Below are 24,100 nucleotides of genomic sequence, written 5' to 3'. Positions count from 1 at the left end.
AGACCCTGTTCACGTCGCATCAGTGCCGCTCAGCAAGGGTTGACCACCCTGCGTCGTGGCCCATCCAACGCATCCAGGGAACGGAGGGTAGGCCAGTGAGCACGAACGCGACAACCGAGGCGGGCACGCCCTTGCTCGAGGTGCGCGACCTGCGCAAGCACTACCAGTCGCCGGGCTCGTGGATCTCGCGGCGCAAGGCCTCGAAGGTCTACGCGGTCGACGGCGTGTCGTTCTCGGTGGCCGCGGGCGAGACGCTGGCGCTGGTCGGCGAGTCGGGCTGCGGCAAGACCACCACCGGCAAGTCGATCCTGCGGCTGATCGAGCCGACCTCGGGCACGGTGCAACTCAATGGGCGCGACCTGCTCTCGCTCGACGCCGGCGCGATGCGCGAGCAGCGGCGCGAGATGCAGATCATCTTCCAGGACCCCTACGCCTCGCTCAATCCGCGCATGACGGCCGGCGAGCTGGTGGCGGAGCCGCTGCGCAACTTCGGCGAGTCGAACGACGCGCAGCGCAACGAGCGCGTGGCGTGGCTGTTCTCGAAGGTCGGCCTGCGGCCCGAGGCCATGAAGAAGCTGCCGCACGAGTTCTCGGGCGGCCAGCGCCAGCGCCTGGGCATCGCGCGCGCCCTGGCGCTGAACCCGAAGCTGATCGTCTGCGACGAGCCGGTGTCGGCGCTCGACGTGTCGGTGCAGGCGCAGGTGATCAACCTGCTGACCGACCTGCAGGCCGAGTTCGGCATCGCCTACCTGTTCGTCGCGCACGACCTCGCGGTGGTGCGCCACATCAGCCACCGCGTGGCCGTGATGTACCTCGGCAAGATCGTCGAGATCGCCGGGCGCGACACGCTGTTTCGCGCGCCGCTGCATCCCTACACCGAGATCCTGCTGTCGGCGGTGCCCGTGCCCGACCCGCGCGTGCGCACGCAGCGCCGGCTGCTCAAGGGCGATCCGCCCAACCCGGCCGCGCCGCCCTCGGGCTGCCGCTTCCACACGCGCTGCCCGATGGCGCAGGCGCGCTGCGCCGAGGAGGAGCCGGTGCTCGAACAAAAGACGGCGGGCCAATGGGTGGCCTGCCATTTCCGCTGACTGCATATCCACTCACACAAGGAAAGCGATACCGATGATTGCCGAATACGACAAGCTCGATGCCGTGGCTATGGCCGACCTGGTCCGCCGCCGCGAGCTCAAGGCCGAGGAACTGCTCGACGAAGCCATTGCCCGCACCGAGGCGCGCGACACCGTGCTCAACGCCGTCACCACGCGCTTCTTCGACCTCGCGCGCGACCGCATCGCGCAAGGCCTGCCCGACGGCCCGCTGCGCGGCGTGCCCTTCCTGCTCAAGGACCTGGGCGTGTTCTATGCCGGCACCAAGACCACCAGCGCCTCGCGCCTGTTCGCCGACTTCAGCTCGCCGATCGACAGCACCCTGGCCGAGCGCTACGTGCGCGCCGGCCTCGTGATCTTCGGCAAGTCGAGCCTGTCGGAATTCGGCATCAGCGCCACCAACGAACCCGAGATGTTCGGCCCCTGCCGCAACCCGTGGAGCCTGGAGCACACCACGGGCGGTTCGAGCGGCGGCGCCGCCGCGGCCGTGGCCGGCGGCATCATCCCGAGCGCGCACGCGGCCGACGGCGGCGGCTCGATCCGCATCCCCGCTTCGCACTGCGGCCTGTTCGGCCTCAAGCCCACGCGCGCGCGCGTGCCGCTCGGCCCGCACATCAGCGAGAGCTGGGCCGGCATGACCATCCACCACGTGGTGACGCGCTCGGTGCGCGACAGCGCCGTGCTGCTCGACGTCTCGCAGGGCGCCGCGCCCGGCGATCCGTACTGGGCACCGCCGCCCGCAGCCTCGTACCTCGAGCTGACGAAGCGCGATCCGCAGCGCCTGCGCATCGCCGTCTCGCTCAAGTCCTTCGAGGCCGTGACGCTCGATCCGCAGGTGCGCGCCGGCGTCGAGAACGCGGCGAAGCTGTGCGAATCGCTGGGCCACCAGGTCGAGTGGGTCGATCCCGCGCTGGACGACGTGATCTCCGACGACGAGTACATCCAGTGCCGCGCCGACATCATCCACGCCAGCATGTACACCTCGCTGCTGCGCCGCAACCGGCAACTGGGCCGCGACTTCAGCGGCCGCGACCTGCAGCGCGTGACCGCGCTGTTCGCCGAGGCCGGCCGCGAGGTGAGCGCGCAGACCTACCTCAACGCCATCCAGACCCTGCAGCGCGCGAGCCGCGCGCTGGGCCAGCAGTTCGAGAAGTGGGACATGCTGCTCGGACCCGTCTGCGCCACGCCGCCGCACAAGCTCGGCGAGGTCGACATGGAGAGCACCGACCTCGCGACCTACAAGGCCATCGCGCGCAGCCACACGGGCTACACCTCGATCTGGAACGTGGCCGGCAACCCCGCGATGTCGGTGCCGCTGCACTGGTCGACCGAAGGCCTGCCGATCGGCGTGCAGTTCACGGGGCGTTTCGGCGCGGAGGACACGCTGTACCAGCTCGCGGGGCAGATCGAGCGCGCGGCGCCCTGGGCGGACCGCCGGCCGGAAGCGTTTCCGGCCACGTCCTGAAGTTGCCCCGCGCCCCTAGCGCCGCGCGGTGAGCCACTGCGACGGCGTCAACGCCGCCGCGACCACGCGCACCTCGCCGATGTTGCCGAAGAAGCCGTCGGCGCGGTCGCCGTCCCACGAGCCGCCTCCCACCACCCAGGGCGAGCTCGCCGACAGCGTGGCGAGGCCGGGGATCGCGGCGGCGTTGCGCAGCACCGGTGCGCCCTCGACGTACATGGTGGTGTCGTGCGAGACCGGGTCGTTCACGATGGCGATGTGCACCCAGCGGTCGGCGATCACCTCGCCCGACCAGTTGGCCTTGGGCTCGCGCCGGCCCGTGGGGCTCGGCACCACCTCCCACTGCACCTCGCGCAGGCTCGAGATCGCGAACAGCATCGGCGGCGATTCGCCGTCGCCGCCCGCGTAGCCCGCGAGGTCGCCGCGGCGGCCGTCGCGCGTCATGATGTTCATCCACGCCTGGTTGCCGCTGGTCCAGCTCTTGTCGATCTTGACGAAGGCCTCGACCGTGTAGCCGTTCTCCAGCGTCTGCGCATTGATCGGCGCGCTGGCGTCGGTGAGGAAGTAGCTCAGGCGCGGCGTGTTCTTGTTGGTGTTGAGGAAACGCACCGAGCCCGGCGCCGCCGACAGGTGATGGCGGTCGTCGGTCCAGACCACGTCGCCATTGGCCGCGCCCTTCACGCCGCTCTGGTCGAGCGCATCGCGGTGCAGCGGGTTGTTGCCCGTGACGTCGGCCACCACCGTGCCTGGCAGCACCGGCTGGTGGAGCGCGCCGCCGAAGAAGCGCCAGTGCGCCAGCGTGTTCGCGACCTTCGGATAGTCCTCCGCGTCGGCGGCGGGGCGCTGCGCGACGGTCTCGGGATCCTTGTAGTTGGCGAGGATCATCGCGCGCGCCTTGTCGACCAGCGAACCCTCGATGACGGCGCTGCCGCTGCCGAAGGCCTTGTTGAAGCCGGCGAAGCGCTGCGCGAAATCCATCTCGATCTCGAAGGCCTCGTTGGGCGTGGTCAGCACCGCCTGGTCGAAGGCGTTGAGCGTGGCGGCCGGCTTCTGCGGCACCCACGGCGAGAACGACAGCACCTTGATCTTCTTGTTCGTCAGGTCGAACTCGTAGAGGCGCATCAGGCCGTTGCCGCCCTGGTAGGCCATCTGGTAGTCCACCACCATCTCCTCGACCTTGTGGCCGAAGTCGTTGGTCTTCGTGAGGTGCGCGGCGCCGTGGTGGTGGCCGTTGAGCGTCATGAAGATCTGGTCGTTGTCGCGGATCAGCTTCTCCCACAGCATCTTGCCGTAGTCGGTCTCGAGCGGACTGGTGCCGTCGGCATCGATGTTGAGCAGCTGGTGGTTCGACAGGATCACCGGCAGGGTCGGGTTCTTCGCGATCACCTGGCGCGCCCAGGCGATGCCCGCGGCGGAGATGCGCCACGACAGCGACAGCACCATGAACTTCTGGCCCTGCGCCTCGAACACGTGGTACTCGTGGAAACCGCTCGGGTCGCGCCCGCCGAAGGTGGCCTGCTTCTTCGCGCGCTCGGTGCCGAACCACTGGATGTAGGGCTCCTTGCCCGGGTCGCGGTCGGCGTCGGTGCCGCCGACCGGGTCGACGCCGTAGTCGACGTCGCGCAGCACGTCGTGGTTGCCGGCCAGCACGCTGTAGGGCAGCTTCGCGTCCTCGAGCAGCTTCATCGCCGCATCGGCCACCTTCCACTGGTCGGGCTTGCCGACCTGGTCGACCACGTCGCCGAGGTGGATGGTGAAGGGGATGTTGAGCGCCCTGGCGTTGTCGGCGATCCACTTCGTCTGCGCGGCGAAGGGCGCGCTGCCGAAGCGCTTGTCGTACTGGTCGCTCTCGGCCGCGGTGGCGTAGCGCGCGTAGAACTGGGTGTCGGGCATCACGGCCAGCGCGAAGCTCGAGATCTTCGCGGCGACCGCTGGCGCCGGTGCCGGCGCGGGGGCGGCCGGGGCGGGCGCGGGCAGGGCGCCCAGCACCGGCGAGCCGCCGCCACCACCGCCACAGGCGGCGAGCAGCGCGCCGCTGCCGCCGAGGGTCAGCAGCGAGGCGCCGAGCTTGAGCAGGTCGCGCCGCGGCGGTGTGGTGGATTCGGGTGCGGAAGGCGAGGCGTCGCGCGGCTCGGTCGTGCCACGCGGATCGTCGGGGAAATTCATTGCAAGCTGAACGAAAGGATGAAGGCGCGCAGCGTAGGAAGACGGGGTGACGTGGGCGTGTCAGCGGCGTGACGCTTGCGGCTGTCATGAAGATCGCGCGCCGGACGTTTCAAGTGACGCCCGGCGCGAATCGAAGCACCGATCAGTGCGCGCTGGCTGTGGGCCGAATGACGATCTCGCTCGTATCCACGTCCTCCGGCTGCGAGATCGCGAAGTCGATGGCGCGCGCGATCGCCGATGCGCTGATCGCCACCTTCCTGAACTCCTTCATTTCTTCGCGGCCCTTCTCGTCCGAGATGGTGTCGGCGAGTTCCGATTCGGTCACTCCCGGGCTGATCGTCGTGACGCGGATGTCCTGGTGCTCCTGGCGCAGGCCTTCGGAGATGGCCCAGACCGCGTACTTGGTCGCGCAATAGACGGCCGCCGTGGGCGAGACGGCGTGCGCCCCGATCGACGCGACGTTCACCACATGGCCCGCGCCCTGCTTCTGCATCGTGGGCAGCACGGCGGCGATGCCGTGCAGCACGCCGCGGATGTTGACGTCGATCATCCGGTCCCACTCGTCGAGCTTGAGCGAGGCGAGCGGCGACAGGGGCATGACGCCGGCGTTGTTGACGATGACGTCGATGCGGCCGAAGCGCGCGAGGGCGTGGGCCGCGAAGGCCTGCACGTCCTCGCGCCGCGTCACGTCGAGTGCGCGGGCCTCGGCGATGCCGCCGGCGGCGACGATGTCCGCGACGATCAGGTCCAGCCGCTCGGTGCGCCGGGCGCCGAGCAGCACGGTGGCGCCGCTCTTCGCGAGCAGGCGGGCGGTGGCTTCGCCGATGCCACTGCTGGCGCCGGTGATGAGGACGACCTTGGAAGTCTTTGCGTTCATGGTGGGTTCTTTCTGGGGTTGGAGAAGAGGGTTCGGGTCATCGGGTGGCGGCTGGCGCGACGCGCCTGAGTACCATCCCGCCGTGATGCAGCACGCCGTCGATGAAGTCGCCATCGGCCGTGAAGCCCGTGTCGTCGACGTACTCGATGTGGTTGCCTTCGATGACGTAGCGGCCGCGGTAGGTGCTCTCGCGGTTGCCGCGCGCCTCGTCGTAGCGGCCGTTGGGCAGCAACTGATGGCGCACGTGCCCGTCGCCGGTCACCCACATGCCGAGATAGGGATGCGTTGTCATGTCCGATTCCTTGGAAGATCGAGCCTGGGCTCGGTGAGGGGAGGCGAGGGCCGCGCAAAGGGCCATCGGCGCGAGGGCCAGCAGGCCGCGTCGCGTGGGTGCTGGCCGGCGGGGCCGGGTCGCCGGAGAAGGGGTGGTTGCTGAAGTCATGGGCCGACTTTAGGAAGGCCTGGCGATCAGGAGAACTCCCCGATCGCTGACTGCGGCGGTTAGCATGGCTAACCAATGGATGCCGATTTCAACCTCTTGCGCTTCTTCCTCGCGGTGGCGAAGGAGCAGAACTTCCGCGCTGCCGCGGACCATCTGGGCGTGACGCGTTCGGCCGTCAGCCAGGGCATCCGGCGGCTCGAGGACAGCCTGGGCATCGCGCTGGTCCAGCGCTCGACGCGCCACGTGCGCCTGACCGAGGCGGGCGAAGCGCTGCATCGGCAGATCGCCGAGCCGCTGTCGACGGTGGGCGCGGCGCTGGAGGAGGCCGCGGTCGAAGGCCCCTCGCGCGGCGTGCTGCGGGTGGCGGTGACCTCGATCGCCGAGCGTTTTCTCTCGGGTCCGCTGATCGGCGGCTTCGCGGCGGCCCATCCCGGCGTCACGCTCGACGTGACCGTGACCGACGACGAATCGGACATCGTCGCCGCGGGCTTCGATGCCGGCGTGCGGCTGGGCGAGGTCATCGAGCAGGACATGGTGGCGGTCCCGCTCACCGGGCCGCAGCGCCAGATGGTCGTGGCGAGCCCGGCCTACCTGGCCGCGCACGGCGTGCCAACGCATCCGCGCGAGCTGCTCGCGCATTGCTGCATCGGATGGCGGCGTTCGCTCAAGGAAGCGCCGTACCGCTGGGAGTTCCGCGAGGACGGGCGCGACTTCGCGCTGACGGTGGCGCCGAGGATCACCACCAACGACATGCTGCTGATGATCCGCACCGCGCTCGCGGACACCGGCATCACGATCGGCATGGAGGAGACCTTCCGGCCCTACATCGATCGCGGCGAACTGGTCTCGGTGCTCGACGATTTCCTGCCGAGCTTCGCGGGCTTCTTCCTGTACTTTCCGAGCCGCCGGAACCAGCCGCGCAAGTTGCGCGCGCTGGTCGATCACGTCAGGGCCTTCGCGCAACGCTGAGCCCGTGCCGTGGGTGCCCGGCACGGCATCGCCGGTGTCGCGCAACCCCACGTTCGGGGGAGGCCGCGAGGCCCGGCGCGGCCGGGGCTTTGGCGACAATGGACCGATGCTTCTTTCTCCTCCGAGCGGTATGGATCGTGTGCAGGGTCTGGCGGCGCGGCTGGGTTGCAGCGTGGCCGTCCATTGCGAGCGCTATGGCCGCCCCAAGGCCGCCGTGATGGGCGGTGTCTCGAGCCTCGCGATGACGCTCAAGGCGTTCGGCGGGCGCTGGGACAGGACGGCGCGGGTCTACGTCTTCGCCAGCTGGTCGATGCTCGAGGCCGCCCTGGCGCATTGCGTCGCGCACGGGAGCGACTCCGCCCGTGTCGGCTCCGGCGCCCCGGCCACATGTCATGCGCGACCCGCCACGCACCTTCGGCTATCGGTCTCCGAAGGGTCTATGAAGAAATGAATATGGAAGTTTTACAAAAAATGTAGCCAAATAGCGCTTCCCCGTGCGGATCGCGGTTCGGCGCAGCGCGCTCCCGACACCCTCGGGGAAGTTCAGGGCCGGCCCTGGACCATTCGACGGGCCGGGCAGGCGACGTGGCGTCGCGCGCTTGGGGAGGAAGGGCCTCGAGGCCCAGGGGACGATCCGTAGAGAAAGCGTGAATGAGCCATGGATCATCGTGCCGCTTCAATGGCGGTTGACTCGTTCGGGTCGAACTCGTTTTCGGTCGACATCGAGCTGCCTGTGCTCCTCAATGGGCGACGCCAGACCAGTCCGGCGCGAGTCGTCTTCAAGAAAATCCCCCGCGAAGCGCTCACCCGCTGGATGCTCGATCAGGACGGCTGCTACCGCTTGGACAAGGACCTCCTGACCGAGGTGCTGCTGGACGTAGTGAACCCCTACAGGCCCGCGCAGCGCTCGGCCACGTCGATGCTCAACGATGCGATCGGCGACGAGCGGACCGCGGCGTTCCTCGTCGCGGTTTTCCTCCAGCATTGCCAGGCGCCCGGACCCGGGCAGACGCTGCTCCAGGACCCGGGCTGAAACGATCCTCGCGCCGTGTCAGCGCGGCACCGGGCCCGTGCTCGCGCGCTCCATCAGCCGCACCGGCAAGGCGACGGGCGCTGCGGCCGAACCAGCGCCCAGCCGTGCCAGCAGCTGCCGTCCCGCCTGCTCGCCGATCTCGCGGATCGGCAGGTGCACGGTGGTCAGCGGCGGATGCAGGTAGGGCGCGAAGTCGTTGTCGTTGAAGCTCGCGACCGACAGCCGGCGCGGCACCTCGATGCCGGCCTGGTCGAGCGCGGCCAGCGCGCCGGCCGCGAGGTAGTCGCTGCCGCAGACGATGGCGCTGACCGGGGGCTCGCGGCGCGCGATGGCCTGCATGGCTTCGAAGCCTTCGCGAAAGCCGTGCTCGGTCTCGACCACGGCATCGCCGTGCAGCGCGAGCGAGCGCTCGGCCATCGCGAGCTTGAGGTCGCGCAGCCGGCGCCGGGCGCGCTCGCTGTCCGCGGTGCGCCCGCCGATGTAGCCGAGGCTGCGATGGCCGAGCGCGCACAGGTGCTCGACGACCAGCACGGCGGCGGCCTGCTCGTCGAAGCCGATGCTGCTGCCGGTGGCATCGGGCGGCGCCCACATGCACACGAAGGGCGTGTGGCTCGCGCCGAGCATGGCGAGCACCTGCGGCGGCTGCTCGGCACCGAGCAGCGCCACCGCGTCGACGCCGCGCTCGAGCAGCGTGCGCAGGATGGCCGTGTCGCCGGTGGCCCGCGGCTCGGGCGCGGACAGCAGCAGCGTGTAGCCGCCGGCGGCCAGCGTCGTTTCGAGCGCCTGGATCAGCGCCGGGAACGACGAGCTGCCGAAGCGCGGCACGATTGCGCCGACCGTCATCGTGCGGCGCATCGCGAGCGCGCGCGCGGTGCCGTTGGCCACATAGCCGAGCTGCTCGACCGCCGCCATCACGCGCAGCCGGGTCGGCTCGCTGATCATGTCCGGCCGGCTCAGCACGCGAGACACGGTGCCGGTCGACACGTCCGCGAGCGCCGCGACATCGGCCAGCGAGGCGGCGCGGGCGGCGGGCGCCCGTGGGGTGGATGGGGTGCGGGCGGCGGTCATGAGCGGGCGATGGACAGCGCATGTTAGCCGCCCCGTGCAAGCGCATGCATGCCTAGGTGCTAACCCCGGGGTCGCCCGGATTCGATTGCTCCTATGCTTCGTGCAAGCGCTTGCACCAACCGCCTGGAACGCGCTGGCGGGCCCACGAATGGAGACAGTCCGATGCATCCGATCCCGACGCTTCGCCGCGCGCTGCTCGCTGCCGCCGCGCTCGCCGCCGCTTGCACGGCGGCACCGGTCGCGCTGGCGCAGCCCGCCGCCTGGCCCGTTCCCGGCAAGCCGATCCGCATCGTCGTGCCCTTCCCCGCGGGCTCGGGTTCCGACGTCACGGCCCGGGTGATCGCCAAGCTGATGACCGACGAGCTCGGCGGCGCGCCCGTGATCGTCGACAACAAGCCCGGCGCCGGCACCTTCATCGGCGCGCAGGAGGTGGCGCGCGCGCCGGCCGACGGCCACACGCTGCTCTACACCATCGTCATCACGCACACGCAGAACCCGCACCTGTATTCGAAGCTGCCCTACGACCCGGTCAGGGACTTCACGCCGCTGGCGCAGATGGTGAAGTCGGCCACGGTGCTGATCGCGCCGCCCGATGCGCCGTTCAGGAACATCGGCGAACTCGTGGCCTATGCCAGGGCGAACCCGGGCAAGCTCAACTACGCCTCGTTCTCGCAGGGCTCGACCTCGCACCTGAATGGCGAGCTGCTGCAGATGCGCACCGGCACGAAGATGACGCACGTGCCCTACAAGGGCACGGCCGATGCCTCGCGCGCGCTGGTCGCGGGCGAGGTGCAGCTTTACTTCGACGGCACCGCCACGGCGGTGCAACTGATCAAGGCCGGCAAGGCCATCGGCCTCGGCACGGCCACGCCGGCGCGCGTGCCGGTGCTGCCCGACATGCCGACCATCGCCGAGCAGGGCGTGAAGGGCCTGGACATCGTGGGCTGGCAGGGCATCTTCGGGCCCGGCCACATGGACCCCGCCGTCGCGAAGAGGATCGGCGACCTGCTCGCGAAGATCGCGCGCTCGCCCGAGATGCTCAAGCTGATCGAGACGCAGGGCAACGAACCATCGGGCGCCTCCGGCCCCGCCTTCGCCGCCATCGTGAAGAACGACAGCGAGCGCTGGGGCGAGGTCATCAAGGCCGCCAACATCAAGCTCGACTGAGCGCAGGAGACATCGGAATGTTCGACACCATCATCCGCGGCGGCACGCTGGTCGACGGCAGCGGAGACCCGCGCTTCACGGGCGACATCGGCATCGTCGGCGGGCGCATCGCCGAGGTCGGCGGCAGGCTCGGTGCCGCGCATCGCGAGATCGATGCGCACGGCGCCATCGTCACGCCCGGCTGGGTCGACGTGCACACGCACTACGACGGCCAGGTGACCTGGGACCCCTATCTCAGTCCCTCCACCGACCACGGCGTGACCAGCGTCGTGATGGGCAACTGCGGCGTCGGCTTCGCGCCGGTGCACCGCGACAGGCGCGAGTGGCTCATCAGCGTGATGGAGGGCGTGGAGGACATTCCGGGCACCGTGCTGGCCGAGGGCATCGACTGGCAATGGGAGAGCTTCCCCGAGTACCTCGACGCGCTCGAGCGCATGCCGCGCGCGCTCGACGTCGGCGCGCAGATCCCGCACTCGGCGCTGCGCACCTACGTGATGGGCGAGCGCGGCATCACGCACGACGAGGCCACGCCCGCCGACATCCAGGCCATGGTGCAACTGGTGCGCGAGGGCATGCGGGCCGGCGCGCTGGGCTTCTCGACCAGCCGCACCATCATCCACAAGTACCAGGGTCGCAAGTACCCGCCGGGCACCTTCGCCTCGCCCGACGAGATCCTCGGCATCGCGCGCGTGCTCGGCGAGGTCGGCCACGGCGTCTTCCAGATGACGTCGAACCACTACCAGATGGAGACCGAGCTGCCGTGGATGACGCAGCTCGCGCGCGAGAACAACCTGCCGGTGGCCTTCGCGCTGGTGCAGACCGACCAGACGCCCGACACCTGGAAGCGCCTGCTGGCCGCGCTCGACGAGACCCACCGGCAGAACGTGCCGCTCTATGGCGCCGTGGCAGGCCGGCCCGCGGGCATCCTGATGGCCTGGCTCGGTTCCACCCATCCGTTCATGGCGCATCCGCTGTGGCAGCAGATCGCGCCGCTGCCCTGGGACGAGAAGCTCGCGCGGCTGCGCGACCCGGCAGTGCGCGCGCAACTGACCGACATGGACGTGCTGGCCGGCGCGGCCCGGCACGACAGCCGCATGGCCTACCTGACGCAGAGCTTCCACAAGATGTATGCGCTGGGCGCCGAGCCCGACTACGAGCCGCCGCAGGAACGCAGCGTGGCCGCGATCGCGCAGCGCGAGGGACGCACACCGCTGGAGGTGGTCTACGACATGCTGATGGACCTCGACGGCAAGGGCATCGTCTACTTCCCGAGCTTCAACTACGCCTACAACGACCTGAGCCAGCTGCATGCCGAGCTGCAGCATCCGCGCACGATGATGAGCCTGGCCGATGGCGGCGCGCACTGCGGCTATATCTGCGACGTCAGCATGCCGACCTACATGCTCACCCACTGGGCGCGCGACCGCAGCCGCGGACCCACGCTGCCGCTCGAGCTGATGGTGCAGCGGCAGACGCGCGACACCGCGCGCATCTACGGCCTGGAGGACCGCGGCCTGCTGCGGCCGGGCTACCTGGCCGACATCAACATCATCGATTTCGACCGGCTGCGCATTCCGCCGCCCCATGTCGCCTTCGACCTGCCGGCCGGCGGACGGCGGCTGGTGCAGACCGCCGAAGGCTATCGCGCGACGCTGAAGGCGGGCGAGACCATCATGGAGAACGGCGAGCGCACCGGGGCCTTGCCCGGGAAGCTGATGCGGGGACCGCAGCGCCGCGCGTGAAGGTCCCCGTGAGAAGTCAGCGCACGCAAGTGAAGCTGCTCGCGAGATCGACGTTGCCCGCCCCGTTGTAGCGCGGCCAGGCCGGGTATTCGCACAGCGGGCGGGTGCGCCCGTTGTTGCCGGGATTGGCATCCGCCACCGTGAGGCCGGAGGGCGCCACGCCCTGTTCGACCCAGCGTTCGAGCGCGTCGACCGAATCGAGACGTACGTCGAAGGCGCCGCTGCCATGCCCGTACCCGGGCACCTCGTAGTACTTGAGGAAGGCGTCGACCCGCGCGCTGCCCATCGCCGCGACGGCGCGCCGATGGAACTCCTCGGACGAGCCCGCGGGAATGAGCGGATCGGCCATGCCGTGCACGATCAGCACCTTGCCGCCCTTGTTCGCGAACGCGCTCAGATCGGGGTTGACGTCCAGCCGCGACGAGATGTAGCGCAGCCGCTGCTGGACATAGCCGTTCGCGTCGACGGCGAAGAGGAAGGGGTCGTAGCTGGCATCGCGGTAGACCATGTACTTCACGAAGGACTCGCCGATGTAGGTCGCGAACGCCATGTCGAAGCGCGAGGGCGTGGCCGGTGCGCTGCTGCCCATCGCGGGAATGACGCCGCCATCGAAGATATTGAGCGCGGCATAGCCGTCGGTGCCGTTGGCCAGCAGGTAGGGCAGCTTCAGCGGCGTGGCATAGGCACGGAAGCCCCCGATCTGGGCCGTCGACAGGCAGCCGTCGCCGCTGTCGGCGCCGCCCGGGCAGGCGAGGGTCGCGGGATCGAAGGCGCAGGCCGAGACCTTGGCGATCACGCCGTCCGTCGCGCCATCGAGCGCATCGCAGGCCGCGACCACCGAGCGGGTCAGCAGCTGCTGCTTGGCCGGGTTCGACCAGGCGCCGGGCGCGGCGAGCGCCTTCGAGGTGATCGCGTAGTTGGTCAGCATGCCCGTCAGCGACCAGGCGGGAAAGTAGGCGATGACACCGTCGTAGAGCGCGGGCCAGCGGTCCGCGACGTAGAGCGCCTCGCGGCCGCCGCCGGAGCCGCCGGCCGCATAGGTGCGCACGGGCGCCGCGCCGTAGCGCCGCGCGATCAGTTTCACCGCGACGTCGCGCGTCTTGCGCAGCTGGTCGCCGAAGTAGTTCTCGAGCGCCTCGTCGTTGAGCGCGAAGCTGGCCTCGGCGGCACTGCCGCTGTGTCCCGAATCGCTGCCGAAGGCGGCATAGCCGCGCGCCAGCGGCGTGGCGAGGCCCGAGGCACCGGGTGCGTTGCCGTTGCCCGCGATCACGCTGCCGTCGTAGCCGCCGCCCGTGAGCTGCATGGCCTTGCGGTTCCAGGCGGTCGGCAGGGCCAGGTCGAACTGGATCGGAGGAGCGCTGGCGTCGACCGGTGCAATCGATCCGGTGACGCGGCAGTACTCGCCGACCGCGGTCGATCCACTGCCCGCGGGCGCCACGAGCGTGGTGCTGGAGACCACGGCGCCCGAGGTCGGCAACGCGATGTCGGTGGCGGGGATGCCGAGCCCGTTCAAGGCGGCGCAGGCCTCGGCCGCGCTCAGAGCGGGTGCGGGAGGCGGCGCGGGCGTATTGGAGGCCGGCGCGGGCGCGGGAGAGAGGCCCGAAGCCACCGGGGCGAATCCGCCGCCTCCGCCGCCGCCACCGCATCCGGCCTGCACCGCGAGCGCGATGACCGAGACCGCGAGCGAGATCCTTCGCTTCGAAATCTGGGTCGCGGGGGTGTAGCTCTTTTTCATCTCGTCGTCTCCTGCGTCCGTGTTGGAAATTCCTGTCGCCTCATCGCCCGCGATAGACCGGCGGGCGCTTCTCCATGAAGGCACGCGGCCCTTCGCGCGCGTCCTCGCTGGCGAACACCGTGGCCTTGGCCTGGTTCTCGAGCGCGAAGCCTTCGGCGAGCGACAGCCCGCTGGCGGCGCGCGCGGTGCGCTTGATCGCCCGCAGCGCGAGCGGCCCGTTGCGCGCGATGCGTTCGGCCAGCGCGCGTGCCTCGGCCATCAGCGCCGGGCCGGGCACCACGCGGTTGACCAAGCCGATCTCGCGCGCCCGCGCGGCGTCGATGGGCTCGCCGGCGAGCATCAGTTCCATCGCCAGCGGCCACGGCAGCTGCCGCGGCAGCCGCACCATCGAGCCCGCGAAGGGAATCAGCGCGCGCGTGGCCTCGGGCAGGGCGAAGCGGGCGTGCTCCGCCGCGATGCGCAGGTCCGTGCCGAGCATCAGCTCGAAGCCCGCGGCCATGCACACGCCGTTGATGGCGGCGATCACGGGCTTGTCGAGTTCGAAGTCGCGCAGGCCCGAGGCCGCGAGCACTCGCGGGTCGGACAGCAGGCGCCGGTCCCACTCGTCCTCTGGCGCGCGGGCTCCGCTCATCAGCGGCAGGGTGCGCGACAGGTCGCCGCCGGCGCAGAAGGCGCGCTCGCCGGTCGCCGTGACGATGGCCACGCGCAAGGCGTCGTCGGCCGCGAAGCGCATCACGGCATCCGCGAGCAGGCACAGCATGCGCGGCGTCAGCGCATGGTGCGTGGCGGGCGCGTCGAGCGTGATGGTGGCGATCGCGCCGTCGATGTCGAGGCGCACCGGCGGGCTCATGCGCCGCCTCCGGCGCGCTCGTCGATCTCGTAAGGGATCGCGAAGGCGCGCATGAGCGCGTGCAGACGCTCGGCGTCGGGTGCGGCATCCGCCGCGGCGCGTCGGCGAAAGCGCGCATTCAACCCGCGCGCGCTGTCTTCCACCGCGACCGCCACGCCATCGAGCAGGCCGGCGTCGCGCAGGCGCTGCGTCAAGGCATGCTCGCAGGCCAGGGCCCGCAGCCGCGGCTTGTAGACCTTGCCGACGGCGGTCAGCGGGATCGCCGCGAGGATCTCGATGCGCTTGGGGAACGCGGGCCGTTCCGGAATGCGCGCATTGGCGAAGGCCGAGAGCGCCTCGGCGTCGACCCGCGATCCCGGCCGCAGCGACACGTAGGCCACCGGCAGTTCGCCCGCGTACTCGTCGGGCTCGCCCACGGCCGCGGCCAGCTCGACCTCGGGATGCTGGAGCAGCGCCGCCTCGATCACCTGCGGGTCGATGTTGTGGCTGCTGCGGATGATCAGGTCCTTGGCGCGCCCGGTCACGAACACGCGGCGCTGCGCATCGACATGGCCGATGTCGCCGGTGATCAGCCAGCCATCCTCGAAGGTGCCGGCGTTGCGGTGCGCTTCCGTGTAGCCGGGGCCCACGTTGGGGCCGCGCAGGCGCAGCACGCCGCTCTCGCCCGGCGCGCAGTCGCGGCCGTCGTGCGCGACGGCCTTGACCTCGGTGAAGGGCAGCGGAATGCCGCAGGAGCCGTGCACGCGCGGCGCGAGAAAGGGTTCGATGCTGACCACGCCCGCGCACTCGGTCATGCCGAGGATGTTGCGCACCGGGATGCCGAACTTCTGCTCGAAGGCATTGGCCAGTTCGTTGGGCAGCGGCGAGCCGCCGGTGAGCAGGGTGCGCACGCGGGCATGGTCCGCGGGTTCGGCCTCGAGCCCGAGCAGCGTCGCGATCACTGTCGGCACCGCGGCCAGCAGGCTCACGTCGTGCTGCCGCACGACGCTCCAGTAGCGCCGCACCAGTGCCGTGTTGCGCAGCCCGAGCAGGGTCGGCAGCACGATGCGCGCACCGCTCAGCAGCGCCGAGAGCCCGTAGACGAAGGAGCCGGCGACATGGAACAGCGGGAAGCCGTTGAGGATCGTGTCGTCCTCGCGCATCGCATACAGCTGGGCCGCGCTCCAGGCGGCATGCAGCTGGTTGCGCTGCGTGTGCTGCGCGAGCTTGGGCGCGCCGGTCGTGCCGCCGGTGTGGAAGAGGGCGGCCAGTCCGTCGGTAGATCGTGTTGGAAGCGCCGCATCCGGCGCCATCCGCGACAGGGCCGTGTCGAAGTCGATCGCGCCCGGCGCCCCGCCGACGGCGAGCACCTGGCGCAGCGCGGGGCAGGCGTCGGCCAGCGTCGCGGCACGCGACCAGATGTCGAGCTCGGGATGCGGGCCCAGCGCCACCAGGATGTTCGCGCCCGAGGCCCGCACGAGTTCGGCCAGGTGCGCGGCGTCGAGCAGGTAGTTGATCGGGCAGACGATGCCCGCGGTCTCGGCGCCCAGCAGCGTCAGCCAGGCCTGTGGAATGGCCGGCAGCAGCATCGCGACGCGCGTCGTCTCGCCGGGCACGAGGCTGGCGAAGAGATTCGCGGCGCGGCGGATGTCGGCGAGCAGGTCGGCGTAGCGCCAGTGCCGCGGCGGCGTTTCGGGATCGGCATCGGGCAGGTAGCTCAGCGCGATGCGCGTGGGGTGCCGGGCGGCGACTTCGCACAGCGCGTCGTAGACGTGGCCGTGGGCCATGAAGGAGGCGTAGGGCCGCGCTTCGATGCGCGCGAGGTCCTCCGCGTCGCGGATACGGTGGTGTTGCATGGGTCGATGGGGCGCGGTCGGCGCCCGCCTCCTGGTTGTCAGTCGCCGCGGAATCCGGAGGCCTTCACGACCGCGGCCCAGCGTGCCGCTTCCTCGCGCAGCATGCGGTCGGTGTCGGCGCGGCCCGCGCCGACGATGCTGAAGCCGGCTTCCACCAGCTTGGCGCGCGCGTCCTCGGGCTGGACGGCCTTCACGGACTCGGCACCGAGCAGGTCGAGGATGGCCGGCGGCGTGCCCTGGGGCGCCATGAGCGCGAACCAGGAGGAGATGTCGATCTTCGGATAGCCCGACTCCGCCATGGTCGGCACCTCGGGCAGCAGCGGCGAGCGCCGCGGCGCGGTGGTGGCGAGCGCGCGCATCTTGCCGCCCTTGATCTGCGCGTTGCCGAGCGCCGTGGAGACGAAGGCGGCCGCGACGTCGCCCGAAAGGATGGCCGTGACCGCGTCGCCGGTGGTCCGGTAGTGGACCGGCTCGACCTGGAAGCCGGCCGCCTCGCCGAACAGCTCGGCGCCGAAGTGGCCCGAGGTGCCGGCGCCGAAGGTGCCGAAGTTGAGCCGGCCGGTCTGCGCGCGCGCCGCCTTGACGAAGTCCGCCACCGTCCTGTGCGGCGAGTTCGCGGGCACGGCCAGCAGGAAGTCGACGCGCGCGACCTCGCTGATGCCCGTGAGCTCGCGGCTCGGCGCGTAGCCGAGCTTGCCGAAGGCGGCCGGTGCGATCGAGATCGAGCCGACCTCGCCGAGCAGCAGCGTGTAGCCGTCGGGCACGGCCTTGGCGACCGTCAGTGCCGCGATCTGCCCGCCGGCGCCGGGCTTGTTGTCGACCACCACCTGCTGCTTGAGCAGCTCCGACAGCCGGATCGCGAACAGCCGCGCCAGCACGTCGGGCGCCGTGCCGGGCGCATAGCCCACGGCCAGGTGGATCGGGCGGTCGGGATAGGCCTGCGCGCGGGCGGCGAGGGGCCACTGCGCGAGGGTGGGCATCAGGGAGGCGGCGAGCAGGGCGCGGCGTGAGAGCGTCATGGGGATTCCTTTGGCCGCCAGTGTCGCGATGGGGGACTTTTCGTCTGTCCCCCGCGATGTAGACAGGGCGCGCCCTGAGGGGGAAAACCCGGTGCGGCCCGAAGGCGCCGCGCCGATAGGCTCCGGGCATCCCATCGGTTGTGTCCATGCAGCTCATCCCTCTTTCGTCCGCCACGCCCGCGCTCGCCACCAGCGCGGACGGACGCGCCGTCGATGCTATGGCGGGACTCATCGCCTGCATCGGCGGCCACGGCTTCGCCAACGACGCGCTGGCGCAGCTCAACCGCTGGCTGCCGGTCTCATGGCTGTCGGTGTTCCGGCTGTCAGACCATGCGCCGCCGCGCATGCCCGCGTCGGGCAGCTACCGCGCGCCCGACGGCACCGCGGAATCGTGGGCCGTGTACCGCTCTTCGCTGTATCGGCAGGACCAGACCTTTCTCGCGGCGCGCGAGCAGATCGGCCAGGCCCGCTGCACGCTCGTGCACTGGCATGCGAAGGAGATTCCGGCCGCGCATCGCGAGCGCATCTACACGCGGCACGGCCTGCGCGAGCGGCTCTCGGTGGTCTGCAAGGACCAGGACGATGGCCTGCTGGCGATCAACCTCTACCGGCACGAGAGCCTGCCGCTCTTCACGGACGAGGAGATCGAGTGGGTCGGCATGGGCGCGCCGATCCTGACCTCCTGCGTGCAGCGCCACCTCGATCTCGCCGGTGCGCGCGAGCAATCCTTCGATGCCCGGCTGTCGGGGCTCACGCGCCGGGAGCGCGAGGTCTGCGAGCGCTTGCTCAAGGGCTGGACCTACGAAGGCATCGCCAGCGACCTCGGCATTTCCGCCGGCACGGTCAAGACCTTCAGGGACCGGGCCTTCGATCGCCTGGGCATTCACCACCGCAACGAGCTGTTCGCATTGGTGCTGGTGAACACGCCCTAGACGTGCAGCGCCGCGAGCGCGCCGATCGAGATGCCGGCGAGCGCCACGCCATACATGGCGCGCTCCAGCCACTTCCTGCGCGTCAGCAGCGCGATGGCCGCGAGAGCGATCGACACCTGCAGCACCGTGGTGGCCTGCGCCCAGCGGTGGTGCTGGTGCATCTGTTCCTCGGAGGAGGCATCCCAGCGGACGGCCTCGTCCTCGAGCTTCTTCGCCGCGGCCTGGATCTCGCCCTTCTCCTGCTCGTAGCGCGTCACCTTCACCTGCCAGCCCTGGCGTCGGGCGTCATCGGTGGCGGTGTCGCGCGCGAACTCGGCCAGCGCCTGCTTGGTGCTCTTCGATTGGAAGTAATTCCACTGGTTCGAGGCCTCGGTCTTCTTGATGGCCGCGTTGTTCTTGTAGAGCCCTGCATTGGCCTGCGTGGCGCCGCCCATGTACGCGAAGATCGCGCCGATGGTGGCGATGGCCGCGGTGCAGACGGCGATCTTTCCCGTGACGCTCATGCCGGCGCCCTCGGCCGCATCGCCGTGGCCATGGCCGCCGGACGCGGCGTGTTCGAGTTCGTGGTCGTGCGGGCCGTGCACGTGGAATCCGTGTCCTGACATGGGGTCCTTTGTTTTCAGAAAGATATGGAGCGGCGCGGGAGTATGCACGGGCTCCGCGCCCTTTCTTCTCTGGGGAAAGCACTGTCCACCGACGCGGGTCGCGTCGTCGCGCAGGTTCAAGCCGACGTTTGGGCGGCGAATGCGAGCGCGCTGCGCAGCGACGGTTCAAGCGAGAGCGCGCGCCGCGCCGCCTGCGCCCGCGCCGCGTCGAGTTCGACCAGCAGGCGGATCTCTCCCGCCACGCTGGTGGCGATCGGCACGCCATCGCAATACAGCACGCGCGAGCCCGCGACCCGCGGCACCTTGGGACCGTTCACGACGGTGCCCAGCAGGTTGGCCGGGTCGCTGGCCGCGAGCGCGATCAGCGCGCCGTCGCCCGGCTCGCGGCGCACGCGCCGCATCGATGCCACCGCCTCGGGCAAGGCGAACTGCTCGCCCGACACGCCGGCGATGAAGCGGCCGCCACGGATCTCGCCGCGCGCCTCGAGCCGGCGGCACACGCGCACCAGCTCGCGCCAGGGCGGCAGCCACGCGGCTTCGCGCTCGAGCAGCCGCCAGCAGACCACGCCGTAGCGGCGCAGCAGCACGTGCACCACCTGCTCGAGCGCCTCGGCGGAGCTGGCGGTCAGCGCTTCGGCGGCGGCGGGCGGGCGCACCAGGGTCCAGCGCCCGGCGTCCTCGATGCTGAAGAGCGGCGCGCGCCGCCGACGCCGTAGGTCGGCCGAGGCGCGCTTGGCGGCCGGCACCAGCAGGGCGCGCAGGCCCGCGTAGCTGTCGCAGCGCGCGCGGCCCTTGGCGACCAGTTCGGTCAGCGCCGCCTCGATCTCGACCGGCAGCAGCCGGGTGCCGTGCGCGATCTCGTCGAAGAAGCAGGCGCCATGCTGGGCGAGATGCGCGGCCACACGGGACGCCCGCGAGCCCAGGTTGTCGTCGTCCGCGGGTGCCGGTGCGAGCGTTGTCCACAGCGCCGAACTGCGGCGCGGCAGCAGCACCACCGGCGTGGCGCGCAGCGACAGGCTGCCCGCGCCCTTGCGCCCCTCGGTGGCCGTCGGCCGCAGCCGCGTCCACAGCACGCGCCCGGCGGTGCACAGGTCGTCGAGCCAGGCGCCCGCGTAGTCGCTCACGCGCGCGGTCAGCAGTTCGGCCTCCCACAGCGGCGCGGGCGCTTCATAGCCTTCGAGTTGCGAGAGGATGCCCGACAGCGCTTCCGGGCCGCTCACGCGCGAGCCCGCGCCGATGTGCTGCCATTCGAAGAGAAAGCGCACGAAGTCGCGCGGCTCGACCGGTTCGATCTCGCGGCGCAGGCGCCCGAGCGTGTAGCGGTGGATGCGTGCCAGCAGATGGCGCTCGCACCATTCGAGCTCGGTGCCACCGGGCGTGAAGCGGCCCTGCAGCACGCTGCCTTCGGCCTGCAGCGCGAGCAGGGCGCCTTCGACGTCGGCGGTCGACAGGAAGAGTGGCGTGGCGAGCTGCGCGACGGTCACCGGGCCGAGCCCGCCCAGGCGCGAGCGCAGCAGTTCGCGCAGCGCGGTGTCGCGATCGGCGGGTTGCTCGGCGTCGTCCGGCGCGGCGATGGCGGGCTGCATCGGCGCATCGGGCGCCACGGTACGCAGCAGGCCCAGCCGCTCGGCCGTCACCCACAGGCCGCGCGCGGTGCGGCCCTTGCCTTCGAGCAGCAGGCGCGTCGCGCGGCCGGCCTTGGCGAGGGCCGTCAGCCATTTCTTCCAGTCCGCCTGCCGGGCCACCTCGTCGTCGTTCAGGGCGCCGAGCATGCCGAGCGCCTCGTGCATCTCGTCGAGGCTGCGCGGCTGCGGCCAGGCTTCCTCGCGCACGCTGGCGATGGCCTGCGCGTCGAGCTGGCCGACGTCGTCGGCGCTCTGCGGATCGGTGTAGCGCCGGTTCTGCACGGCCTGCGTGCGGCGTTCCTCCAGGGGCGCATCGTCGAGGAAGGCATAGGGCCGCGCGTTCAGGGCCTCGAGCGCGAGCGGCGAGGGCGCGCTCAGATCGCGCGCCAGCACGCGCACCGCGCCGGCCTCCATGCGCCGCAGCAGCGCGAGCCAGCCGTCGGCATCCATCGCGTCGTGCAGGCAGTCGTCGAGCGTCTGCGCGACCAGCGGATGCTCGGGGATCTCGCGCTCGCCGACGATGTTTTCAGCGCATGCGACCTGGTCGGGAAAGACGGCCGCGAGCAGGTCCTCGGAACGCATGCGCTGCAGCTGCGGCGCCACCTTGCGCCCGCCCGTGAAGCGCGGTAGCGCGAGCGCGGTGGTGGCGTTCCAGCGCCAGCGCACGCCGAACAGGGGCGCGTCGAGCAGCGCCTGCACCAGCACGTGCAGCGCCGAGGCCGAATGCAGGTAGCGCGCCACCTCGTCGAGCGGGAAGCTGTGGCTGGTCGAGAGCGACAGCACGATCGCGTCCTCGGTCGCCGCGGCCTGCAGCTCGAAGTTGAAGGTGCGGCAGAAGCGCTTGCGCAGCGCCAGGCCCCAGGCGCGGTTGAGCCGGCTGCCGAAGGGCGAATGGATCACCAGCTGCATGCCGCCCGAGGCATCGAAGAAGCGTTCCATCACGAGCGTGTGCTGGGTCGGCAGGTCGCCGAGCACGGCACGCGCCTTGGCGAGGTGCGCGGCGATCTGGCGCGCGGCTTCCTCGTCGAGGCCGATGGTTTGCGTCAGCAGCGCCATCGCCGCGTCGAGGCCACCCGTTGCGAGCGCTTGCGCGACCTCTTCGCGCAGCCGCGACACGCCGAACGACAGCTCGTCGCTGCGACCCGGCGCCTCGCCGAGCCAGAACGGAATGTTGGGCGCCGCGTCCTGGGCATCTTCCACCCGCACGCGGCCCGGCTCGATCTTGAGGATGCGGTAGCTGGCATTGCCCAGCTGGAACACGTCGCCCGCGAGGCTCTCGATGGCGAAGTCCTCGTTGACGGTGCCGATCTTGTCGGCCTGCGGCTCCAGCACGACCGTGTAGTCGCCCGTCTCGGGGATGGTGCCGCCGGAGGTCAGCGCGGTCATGCGCGCGCCCTTGCGTTCGCGCAGCAGGTGGTGCACGGCGTCGCGGTGCACATAGCCCGCGCGCTGGCCCTGCCGCGTGGCGAAGCCCTCGGACACCATGCGCACCACCTCCATGAAGCGCGCATGCGGCAGCTGGGCATAGGGCCAGGCGCGGCGCACCAGGGCGAACAGCTGGTCCTCGTTCCATTCGCGGCAGGCGGTCTCGGCCACGATCTGCTGCGCCAGCACGTCCAGTGGCGCCGGCAGCACGCGCAGCGCGTCGAGCTCGCCGCGGCGGATGCAGTCGAGCAGGGCGGCGCATTCGACCAGCTCGTCGCGCGACTGCGCGAACAGCCGCGCCTTCGGCACGCCGCCCACCGCATGGCCCGAGCGCCCGGCGCGCTGCAGGAAGGTGGCGATGGCGCGCGGCGAGCCGAGCTGGCACACGAGGTCGACATCGCCGATGTCCAGGCCCAGCTCGAGCGAGGCCGTGGCGACGAGCACCTTGAGCTCGCCGCGCTTCAAGCGCTGCTCGGCGGTCAGCCGCGTCTCCTTCGACAGGCTGCCGTGGTGCGCGGCCACCGCCTCCTTGCCGAGGATGTCGCCCAGGTGCCGCGCCGCGCGCTCGGCCATGCGGCGCGTGTTGACGAACACCAGCGTGGTCTTGTGCAGCCAGACAAGCTCGGCCACGCGCGCATACACCTGCGTCCACTGGTCGCCCGACATCACCGCTTCGAGCGGCGTGGGCGGCAGCTCGAGCGCGAGGTCGCGCTGCCTGGCATAGCCGATGTCGACGATCTCGCAATCGGCCGTGCCGTCGGCGCGCAGCGCGCCCGCGCCGACCAGGAAGCGCGCCACCTCGTCGATGGGCTTCTGCGTGGCCGACAGGCCGATGCGCACCGGCCGCGTCGCGCACAGCGCCTGCAGGCGCTCGAGCGACAGCGCCAGGTGGCTGCCGCGCTTGCTCGCGGCGATGGCATGGATCTCGTCGACGATCACGCTGCGCACCGTCGACAGCATCCGGCGGCCCGAGGCGGAGCTCAGCAGCACGTAGAGCGATTCGGGCGTGGTCACCAGCACGTGCGGCGGCCGGCGCAGGCTCTGCTGGCGCTCGCGCTGCGGCGTGTCGCCGGTGCGCACGGCGGTGCGGATCTCGACATCGGGCAGCCACAGCGCCGCCAGCTCGGCACGGATGCCCGCGAGCGGCGCATCGAGGTTCAGGCGGATGTCGTTGGACAAAGCCTTGAGCGGCGAGACATAGACGACGGCGGTCTCGTCGGGCAGCCCGGCGGGATCGAGGCCGCGGCGGACCAGGTCGTCGAGCGCGGCCAGGAAGGCCGTGAGCGTCTTGCCCGAGCCCGTGGGCGCGGCGACCAGCGTGTCGCGCCCGGCACCGATCGCCGGCCAAGCCTGGGCCTGGGCCGGGGTGGGGCCGGGGAAGGTTCGCTGGAACCAGCGGGCGACGGAAGGGTGAAAGGAATGCAGGTCCACGGAAAGCGCAGGCTACGGCAGCGATCGCGGCGGTGCAACGCGCGAGCCGTTGACCCCACAGCTGGGGGCGCCGGGCGCTTTGTCTATATCCAGGGGCCTACAAGGCGCTGCGCGATGAAACATCCGCCAGGTGGATCGCGAAGCCCTGGCGGCGAATCTCCTCGAGGATGTGGGATGCATGCATGGCGACCCGTGGCAGGGGCTCCAGCGGGTCCCAGTTCATCTTGAATTCACGCAATGGCAAGACATGGGATGGACTGGTCGGAAGTGTCAGCGTGTCGGGATGCACGCCCGAACAGGTGCTCAGAAACAGCCCTGGCCGCTGAACACTCTCATAAGTATCGATTCGCACTCGGCCCCCTTCTTCAGGAGCGAGAGTAGCCGACTTTGCGCGGTGCGGGCGGCTCCCATTCCGAGGGGCCTCCGGCGGACGATCGGCTGGGTCAGAAAAATTCTTTCTCACTTCGTTGACCGAAGCCCCAAAAGCTGTGCATAATCGAGGGCTTCGCTGACTGGCTTCGGCGGTGATGACGAAAGTTGTTGCTGCGGGGTTGGATGGTGAAGAGGATGAAAAAAGTTTTGACGGTTCTTTAAAAACCGTGTTAGACTAC

Annotated in this window: 19 protein-coding genes; 8 read left to right on the top strand and 11 right to left on the bottom strand. The window is 70.7% G+C overall.

The window, feature by feature from the left end; genetic code table 11:
• Positions 1-95 precede the first annotated feature (95 nt).
• Both ACODT0_RS38900 and ACODT0_RS38895 read left to right on the top strand, forming a co-directional pair.
• The gene (locus ACODT0_RS38900; RefSeq protein WP_489043776.1) at positions 96-1,088 is read left to right on the top strand and encodes an ABC transporter ATP-binding protein; all 993 of its coding nucleotides are present in this window, start codon (positions 96-98) and stop codon (positions 1,086-1,088) included.
• 34 nt (positions 1,089-1,122) lie between these two features.
• A complete protein-coding gene (locus ACODT0_RS38895) occupies positions 1,123-2,571 on the top strand; it encodes an amidase (protein WP_489043775.1) in 1,449 nt (482 codons plus the stop codon).
• A gap of 15 nt (positions 2,572-2,586) precedes the next feature.
• On the opposite strand, the gene ACODT0_RS38890 is transcribed toward ACODT0_RS38895, so the two are convergent.
• The 3 genes from ACODT0_RS38890 to ACODT0_RS38880 form a co-directional block, all read right to left on the bottom strand.
• Positions 2,587-4,734, bottom strand: a complete 2,148-nt coding sequence (locus ACODT0_RS38890; RefSeq protein WP_057598590.1) for a LamG-like jellyroll fold domain-containing protein — start codon at positions 4,732-4,734, stop codon at positions 2,587-2,589.
• Positions 4,735-4,876: 142 nt separating this feature from the next.
• On the bottom strand, positions 4,877-5,611 hold the full coding sequence (locus tag ACODT0_RS38885; RefSeq protein ID WP_057596981.1) for an SDR family oxidoreductase: 735 nt from the start codon (positions 5,609-5,611) through the stop codon (positions 4,877-4,879).
• 37 nt (positions 5,612-5,648) lie between these two features.
• A complete protein-coding gene (locus ACODT0_RS38880; RefSeq protein ID WP_489043774.1) occupies positions 5,649-5,903 on the bottom strand; it encodes an Atu4866 domain-containing protein in 255 nt (84 codons plus the stop codon).
• Between the two features lie 225 nt (positions 5,904-6,128).
• Here ACODT0_RS38880 and ACODT0_RS38875 point away from each other — a divergent pair, with 225 nt between their 5' ends.
• From ACODT0_RS38875 to ACODT0_RS38865, 3 genes are all read left to right on the top strand, one after another.
• Complete coding sequence (locus tag ACODT0_RS38875; protein WP_489043773.1) at positions 6,129-7,022, top strand: LysR family transcriptional regulator; 894 nt, start codon at positions 6,129-6,131, stop codon at positions 7,020-7,022.
• A 130-nt stretch (positions 7,023-7,152) separates the two neighbouring features.
• Positions 7,153-7,473 (top strand): hypothetical protein, encoded by a 321-nt coding sequence (locus ACODT0_RS38870; protein WP_489043772.1) that lies wholly within the window; start codon positions 7,153-7,155, stop codon positions 7,471-7,473.
• Between the two features lie 207 nt (positions 7,474-7,680).
• Positions 7,681-8,055 (top strand): hypothetical protein, encoded by a 375-nt coding sequence (locus ACODT0_RS38865; protein ID WP_489043771.1) that lies wholly within the window; start codon positions 7,681-7,683, stop codon positions 8,053-8,055.
• 18 nt (positions 8,056-8,073) lie between these two features.
• On the opposite strand, the gene ACODT0_RS38860 is transcribed toward ACODT0_RS38865, so the two are convergent.
• The gene (locus tag ACODT0_RS38860; protein WP_057596976.1) at positions 8,074-9,123 is read right to left on the bottom strand and encodes a LacI family DNA-binding transcriptional regulator; all 1,050 of its coding nucleotides are present in this window, start codon (positions 9,121-9,123) and stop codon (positions 8,074-8,076) included.
• A gap of 162 nt (positions 9,124-9,285) precedes the next feature.
• Here ACODT0_RS38860 and ACODT0_RS38855 point away from each other — a divergent pair, with 162 nt between their 5' ends.
• A complete protein-coding gene (locus ACODT0_RS38855) occupies positions 9,286-10,290 on the top strand; it encodes a Bug family tripartite tricarboxylate transporter substrate binding protein (RefSeq protein ID WP_057596975.1) in 1,005 nt (334 codons plus the stop codon).
• Between the two features lie 17 nt (positions 10,291-10,307).
• The gene (locus tag ACODT0_RS38850; RefSeq protein ID WP_057596974.1) at positions 10,308-12,032 is read left to right on the top strand and encodes an N-acyl-D-amino-acid deacylase family protein; all 1,725 of its coding nucleotides are present in this window, start codon (positions 10,308-10,310) and stop codon (positions 12,030-12,032) included.
• A 16-nt stretch (positions 12,033-12,048) separates the two neighbouring features.
• Here the strand turns inward: ACODT0_RS38850 and ACODT0_RS38845 are convergent, their stop codons facing one another.
• Genes ACODT0_RS38845 through ACODT0_RS38830 form a run of 4 tightly spaced genes read right to left on the bottom strand, consistent with a single transcriptional unit; the run spans position 12,049 to position 17,471 of the window.
• Positions 12,049-13,767: a tannase/feruloyl esterase family alpha/beta hydrolase gene (locus ACODT0_RS38845; protein ID WP_489043770.1), complete on the bottom strand. Its 1,719-nt coding sequence runs from the start codon at positions 13,765-13,767 to the stop codon at positions 12,049-12,051.
• 40 nt (positions 13,768-13,807) lie between these two features.
• Positions 13,808-14,617, bottom strand: coding sequence for an enoyl-CoA hydratase/isomerase family protein (locus tag ACODT0_RS38840; protein WP_489043769.1), 810 nt, complete (start codon positions 14,615-14,617; stop codon positions 13,808-13,810).
• Entirely contained in the window at positions 14,614-16,452 is a 1,839-nt protein-coding gene (locus ACODT0_RS38835) for an AMP-binding protein (RefSeq protein WP_489043768.1), read from the bottom strand. Before ACODT0_RS38835 ends, ACODT0_RS38840 begins: the two co-directional genes overlap by 4 nt.
• Before the next feature lie 38 nt (positions 16,453-16,490).
• Positions 16,491-17,471 (bottom strand): Bug family tripartite tricarboxylate transporter substrate binding protein, encoded by a 981-nt coding sequence (locus ACODT0_RS38830; RefSeq protein ID WP_489043767.1) that lies wholly within the window; start codon positions 17,469-17,471, stop codon positions 16,491-16,493.
• Positions 17,472-17,617: 146 nt separating this feature from the next.
• On the opposite strand from ACODT0_RS38830, the gene ACODT0_RS38825 reads away from it, so the two are divergent.
• The gene (locus tag ACODT0_RS38825; protein ID WP_057596969.1) at positions 17,618-18,403 is read left to right on the top strand and encodes a helix-turn-helix transcriptional regulator; all 786 of its coding nucleotides are present in this window, start codon (positions 17,618-17,620) and stop codon (positions 18,401-18,403) included.
• Here ACODT0_RS38825 and ACODT0_RS38820 read toward each other — a convergent pair.
• The 3 genes from ACODT0_RS38820 to ACODT0_RS38810 form a co-directional block, all read right to left on the bottom strand.
• Positions 18,400-19,008, bottom strand: coding sequence for a DUF4337 domain-containing protein (locus ACODT0_RS38820; protein WP_057596968.1), 609 nt, complete (start codon positions 19,006-19,008; stop codon positions 18,400-18,402). The genes ACODT0_RS38825 and ACODT0_RS38820 overlap by 4 nt on opposite strands.
• 116 nt (positions 19,009-19,124) lie before the next feature.
• Positions 19,125-23,489: a DEAD/DEAH box helicase gene (locus ACODT0_RS38815; RefSeq protein ID WP_489043766.1), complete on the bottom strand. Its 4,365-nt coding sequence runs from the start codon at positions 23,487-23,489 to the stop codon at positions 19,125-19,127.
• Positions 23,490-23,586: 97 nt separating this feature from the next.
• Complete coding sequence (locus ACODT0_RS38810; protein ID WP_172705736.1) at positions 23,587-23,841, bottom strand: hypothetical protein; 255 nt, start codon at positions 23,839-23,841, stop codon at positions 23,587-23,589.
• Positions 23,842-24,100: the final 259 nt, after the last annotated feature.

It is taken from the genome of Variovorax sp. FG153 (assembly GCF_057809595.1).
This window is presented reverse-complemented; position numbering and strand designations above follow the sequence as displayed.